This window comes from Ectobacillus sp., from assembly GCF_056992975.1.
Genome location: NZ_JBXKMX010000308.1, coordinates 1 through 3,078, shown reverse-complemented (window position 1 = coordinate 3,078; position 3,078 = coordinate 1). Strand labels below are relative to the sequence as shown.

Below are 3,078 nucleotides of genomic sequence, written 5' to 3'. Positions count from 1 at the left end.
TATACGTGTTTCATTTGTTTCCCCTACCCTTTTGTGAATTCCTTTTTATCATAGCAAAAAAAGATCAGCTCTGAGCCTATTATTTGAAATTTATGTAAATGAACGTTAATCTACCTTAGAGAAGCTATTACTTAGTAGCGAGAAAAAATAGATATGAGGAGGAGTACATAATGACGATTCATAAGCTAGTAGAACCTGTTACAATTGGCGCTTGGAATTTGCGTTCAAGAACTGCAATGGCACCAATGACGCGTTGTTTTGCTGATGATAATACAGGGGTTGTTGGAGAAAATGTAGTGGAGTATTATCGTCGCCGCGCACATGACGGCATCGGCCTCATTATTACCGAAGGGATTGTCATTAGCCCGCGTGCCAAAGGAAATCCTGGCGTTCCCGGTATTTATACACAAGCCCAAATCGATGCGTGGAAGAAGGTAACCGAAGCTGTGCATGAAGAAGGCGGTACGATCATTGCCCAAATTTGGCATGTCGGTAGAGCAAGCCATCATACGATTGCCGGCAACCTTCCGCCGCAAGCTCCCTCTGCGATTCGCGCAGAAGGAAAAGTATCTCGCTTTGGGGAAGCATTTGATGAACCTGAGGAAATGAGTATCGAGGATATTAAGGAAGTTATCCAGCAATATACACAGGCTGCGAAAAATGCAATCGAAGCTGGATTTGACGGGGTAGAAGTACACGGTGCGCACGGCTATTTAATTGATCAATTCAATTCAGATGTTTCCAATCACCGTACTGATCAATACGGAGGAGATCTTGCAAACCGTCTCACCTTTATGAAAGAAGTCTTATCCAATGTAATCGCAGCAATCGGGTCAGAACGAACACTCATCCGTTTCTCTGCTTTTAAAATCGATAACCCGAATTACATGTGGGAAGATCCAGAAGCGGCTATTAAGACCTTTATTGATGCATTCAAAGAAGTTGGTGTTACAATGATACATCCATCCACGATGGAATTTACGAAACAGATTGCAGACGAGAAAACGATGCATCAGCTCGTCCGTAAATATTGGGACGGTGTCGTTGTTGGGGTTGGTAACCTAAATCCTGAAACAGCAGAAGAAGCGCTTGCAGAAGGTACAATTGACGTTGCAGCGTTTGGACGCCCGCTTATTGCAAATCCTGATTTTCTTCACCGATTGAAAGATGGTAAGGATTTGATTACTTATGATGCTAAAGCACATTTGAAGAACTTGATTTAATTCCATTTCTTTTATGATTGAAAAAAAGTCCTCCAAATGTTTGGAGGACTTTTCCTATCTATATCTTATTTGTACAAAATGTCATCACGAAGTGTAGAAACAGTAGCTAATACTTGGTCAATGTCTGATTCTGCAACTCCAAAATGTGCCAATGCATCGTGAAGATGTGTTGCAATTGCACCAAAATGAGCAGGTTGAAGATTCATTCCTTCATGTGCCTTAGCCATAGAATTTCCAGAATACTTGTTTGGTCCACCTAATGCGAAGCTAATAAACTTTGTTTGATGACGTCTTTGCTTTTCCATATCTGTATTTGCAAAAAATGTATTCACTGTGTCATCTGCTAACACTAGTTTATAAAAATAATCAACAACCTGACCAATCGTTTCTTCTCCGCCAAATTTTTCATAAAGATTTGTCATTGTAATGTGCCCCCTAAAATAATTAATTACTATTGTTTACACAGTGAGTATACTTGATATCGTTTACAATCGGTGTGATTAATATCACAGTTTTAGATTCTAACTACGTTTTTTTTGTAAATATTCAACGATTTGTCACCTCTTACCAGCCGTTCTCTGTTTTTCAAGATTAAACTCGAAACTCGTTATACATTTGATGTATAATGTTTTAGTGAATATTTAAAACATCTTCAATGGAACTTATCGTTATTTGTTGTTGAAGAGGCTATCAAATCATAGTAATCTAGGTGTAGATTCAAAGTGGAAAGAGAGTGTTATTAATGGGCCGTAAATGGAATAATATTAAAGAAAAAAAAGCATCAAAGGATTCTAATACGAGTCGTATTTATGCAAAGTTCGGACGCGAAATTTATGTGGCAGCTAGAAGCGGGGAACCGGATCCGGAATCAAATCAAAATTTAAGAGTCGTTCTTGAACGTGCGAAAACATACAGTGTGCCAAGAACGATTATTGATCGTGCGATTGAAAAAGCCAAAGGTGGATCGGATGAAAAATACGATACACTACGTTATGAAGGATTTGGACCAAATGGATCCATGGTAATTGTTGATGCATTAACAAATAACGTAAACCGTACAGCATCCGATGTACGTGCTGCATTTGGTAAAAACGGCGGGAATATGGGCGTAACGGGATCTGTCGCTTATATGTTTGATGCAACAGCTGTTATCGGAATTGAAGACAAAACGGCAGACGAAGTTCTTGAGTTATTAATGGAAGCAGATGTAGACGTTCGTGACATTCTAGAAGAAGAAGAATCAGTTATCGTTTATGCAGAGCCTGATCAATTCTATGCAGTGCAAGATGCATTCAAAGCTGCTGGTATCACAGATTTTGTAGTCGCTGAACTTACAATGATTGCTCAAAACTATGTAACATTAGAAGAAGACGCACAAGCACAATTTGAAAAAATGATTGATGCTTTAGAGGATTTAGAAGATGTACAGCAAGTGTATCACAATGTGGAGCTAGGCGAATAATCAGAAAAATATCTTACTAAAAGAGGTCCTTGAAATGTCATACCATTTTCAAGGATCTCTTTGTATTGAATAGAAAAGCTTATTACAGATGCTATATTATGCCCAGCACGAATCACCAATCGTTTCTCTTTTTGATGAAAAGTAACAGAAACGTCTAATAAATAGTACCACGATATCTCATTTTTTCACTCTGGCGAGCACAATCCTCTCCCTTTTGTTACCACTACACATTCTTTTTCGGCTTCGCGAGCACAATCCTCCCCCTTTTGTTGCCGCTACACTTCCTTTTTCGGCTTCGCGGGTACAATCCTCCCTCTTTTGTTACCGCTCCCCCTCTTCTATCTGAAACATGGGCACAAAAAAGACTACCGAAACATTGTATGGTTTCAGTAG

2 protein-coding genes and 1 pseudogene are annotated in these 3,078 nt (G+C 39.2%); 2 read left to right on the top strand and 1 reads right to left on the bottom strand.

What is annotated here, in order from left to right; translation table 11 throughout:
- Positions 1-182: 182 nt before the first annotated feature.
- Positions 183-1,223 (top strand): annotated as a pseudogene (locus AC11ZT_RS13820) (alkene reductase); the annotation flags it as partial.
- Between the two features lie 65 nt (positions 1,224-1,288).
- Here AC11ZT_RS13820 and AC11ZT_RS13815 read toward each other — a convergent pair.
- Positions 1,289-1,645, bottom strand: coding sequence for a group I truncated hemoglobin (locus AC11ZT_RS13815; RefSeq protein ID WP_379969353.1), 357 nt, complete (start codon positions 1,643-1,645; stop codon positions 1,289-1,291).
- A 320-nt stretch (positions 1,646-1,965) separates the two neighbouring features.
- On the opposite strand from AC11ZT_RS13815, the gene AC11ZT_RS13810 reads away from it, so the two are divergent.
- Positions 1,966-2,685 (top strand): YebC/PmpR family DNA-binding transcriptional regulator, encoded by a 720-nt coding sequence (locus tag AC11ZT_RS13810; protein WP_484060153.1) that lies wholly within the window; start codon positions 1,966-1,968, stop codon positions 2,683-2,685.
- Positions 2,686-3,078: the final 393 nt, after the last annotated feature.

Coding starts and splice junctions, on each gene's coding strand:
- AC11ZT_RS13815 (WP_379969353.1), bottom strand. CDS start 1,645: ATGACAAATCTTTATGAAAAATTTGGCGGAGAAGAAACGATTGGTCAG.
- AC11ZT_RS13810 (WP_484060153.1), top strand. CDS start 1,966: ATGGGCCGTAAATGGAATAATATTAAAGAAAAAAAAGCATCAAAGGAT.